Annotated in this window: 2 protein-coding genes; both read left to right on the forward strand. The window is 77.3% G+C overall.

All coding sequences use genetic code 11. The features are described 5' to 3' along the window. Nucleotides 1-179: 179 nt before the first annotated feature. The gene (locus FNQ90_RS19700) at nucleotides 180-1,298 is read left to right on the forward strand and encodes a FecCD family ABC transporter permease (protein ID WP_182607582.1); all 1,119 of its coding nucleotides are present in this window, start codon (nucleotides 180-182) and stop codon (nucleotides 1,296-1,298) included. Nucleotides 1,299-1,402: 104 nt separating this feature from the next. Then, entirely contained in the window at nucleotides 1,403-2,419 is a 1,017-nt protein-coding gene (locus tag FNQ90_RS19705) for a FecCD family ABC transporter permease (protein ID WP_323380083.1), read from the forward strand. Nucleotides 2,420-2,433: the final 14 nt, after the last annotated feature.

The raw sequence follows: 2,433 nt of genomic DNA on the forward strand, positions 1-2,433 counted from the left end.
GCCCGCCGAGATCTGGGACGCCCTGCTGCGCGGCGGGGACGGCACCACCGCGCAGGTCATCCGCGAGATGCGGCTGCCCCGCACCCTGGTCGGGCTGCTGGCCGGCGCCGCACTCGGGGTGGCGGGCCCCGTCCCCCGGCCACCGACCGAACGCCGACCGCACCGCCGGGGGACCGCCCATGCCCGCCACCGCGCCCAGCGGCGTGCCCCTGTCCCGGGGCACCGGGGCGCCCGCCACCGGACGCCGGTCCCGGGCCGGCGGGAGCGGTCCCCGGCGGGAGGGGCGCGCCGAACCACGCCGGGTCGGCGGCCTCTCCTTCCTCACCCGGCTGCTGCTCGTCGCCCTGGCCCTCGCGGGCGCGGTCGTGCTCAGCCTCGCCGTCGGCAGCCGCACCCTGCCGCCCGCCGAGATCTGGGACGCCCTGCTGCGCGGCGGGGACGGCACCACCGCGCAGGTCATCCGCGAGATGCGGCTGCCCCGCACCCTGGTCGGGCTGCTGGCCGGCGCCGCACTCGGGGTGGCGGGCGCGGTCCTCCAGGGCCTGACCCGCAACCCGATCGCCGAACCCGGCATCCTCGGCCTGGCCCAGGGCGCCTCGGCCGCCGTGGTGATCGCCATCGCCTTCCTCGGCGTGCAGACCCTCCTCGGCTGGATCTGGTTCGCCTTCGCCGGCGCCGGGGTCGCGGCGGTCGCGGTGTACGCGATCGCCTCACGCGGCCGGGGCGGCGCCTCCCCGGTGAAACTCGCCCTGGCCGGGGCGGCGATCAACGCGCTGCTGGCCTCCCTCATCGCCGGTGTGCTGACCACCCGTTCGGCCACCCTGGACCAGTTCCGGTTCTGGCAGATCGGTTCCCTCACCGGCCGGGACGCGGAGGTCCTCGCCCGCCTGTGGCCGTTCCTGGTGATCGGTCTGATCCTCGTCCTGGCCTCCTCGCGCGGGCTGGACGCGCTGGCGCTGGGCGAGGACGTCGCCCGGGGGCTGGGCCGCAACGTGGCGGCCGTGCGGATCTGCGGCGGCCTGGGCGCGGCCGTGCTCACCGGCACCGCCGTGGCGGCGGCCGGTCCGATCGCCTTCGTCGGCCTGGCCGTGCCGCACCTGGCCCGGGCCCTGTCGGGCCCGTCACACCGCCGACTGCTGCCGCTGGCCGCGCTGCTGGGCCCGGTGGTGCTGCTGGTCGCCGACGTGGTGGGCCGGATCGTGCTGCCGCCCTCGGAGGTCCCGGCCGGGGTGATGACCGCCCTGATCGGCGTTCCCTTCCTCATCGCGCTGGTGCGCCGATCGGGGGTGGGGTCGTGAGCGCCGGACCGCCGACCCGCGTCGACGCGCGGCCCACCGCGCCCCCGCGCGCCACCGGCCCCCGGCCGGGGGCCGGTGCCCCGGGGCGCCCGGCCGGATACGCGGTGCTGCGCCTCGGCCCGGTCTCGCTGCTGGTGCACCTGCGGTCGGCGGCGGTGGCCTGCGGGCTGACACTGCTGCTCCTGGCCGCCTGCACCGCCGCGCTGTCGATCGGTCGGCAGACCGTGGCCCCCACCGAGGTGTGGGCGGTGGTGCTCGGCGAGCCCTCCCGCCACGAGGTGCTGATCGGCACGCTGCGCCTGCCCCGCCTGGTGACCGGCCTGCTGGTGGGCCTGGCCCTGGGCGCGGCGGGGGCGCTCATCCAGACCGTGGCCCGCAATCCCCTGGCCAGCCCGGACGTCATCGGAGTCACCCACGGCGCGGCGGCGATGACGGTCGGCGCCATGACCTTCGGCCTGGTCTCGGCCTCCGTGCTGCCGTACCTGTCGGTACTCGGCGGGCTGTTGGCGGCCTCGCTGGTGTGGCTGTTCGCCTGGCGCGGCGGCCTGCACGCCGCGCGCTTCGTGTTGATCGGGATCGGCGTGGCGGTGGCGCTGCGCGCGGTCGTGCAGCTCTTCCTCACCAAGGGCGAGCCGATCGTCGCGCAGCAGGCCACGGTGTGGATGACCGGCTCGTTGAACGGCCGGGGCTGGGCACAGGCCGGGCCCCTCGCGATCACGCTGCTCGTCCTGCTGCCCGCCCTGCTCTGGGCGGCCCGGGCGCAGCGGACGGTGGGCGTGGACGACGACACCGCGATCGGGCTCGGCACCCGGCTGGGCCGGGTGCGGCTCGGGCTGGCGGGCACCGGGGTGCTGCTCGCGGCGGTGGCCACCGGCGCCGCCGGGCCGGTGGACTTCGTGGCGCTGCTCTCGCCGCAGATCGCCCGCCGGCTGACCCGCACCTCCCAACTGCCCCTGCTGTCATCCGCGTTGGTCGGGGCGCTGCTCGTGGTCCCCGCCGACCTCTGCGCACGGCAGCTGCTGTACCCGGTCGAACTGCCGGTGGGCGTGCTGACCGCCGCCGTCGGCGCCCCCTACCTGATGTGGCTGATCGCCCGCGGACGCACCGGAGGTCGCGCGTGAACCGTTCCTGTCTC

Source organism: Streptomyces alkaliphilus, assembly GCF_014141535.1.
GTDB lineage: Bacteria > Actinomycetota > Actinomycetes > Streptomycetales > Streptomycetaceae > Streptomyces > Streptomyces alkaliphilus.

Excerpts from the sequence above, each read along its gene's own strand:
- FNQ90_RS19700 (WP_182607582.1), top strand. The coding sequence starts at position 180 with ATGCCCGCCACCGCGCCCAGCGGCGTGCCCCTGTCCCGGGGCACCGGG.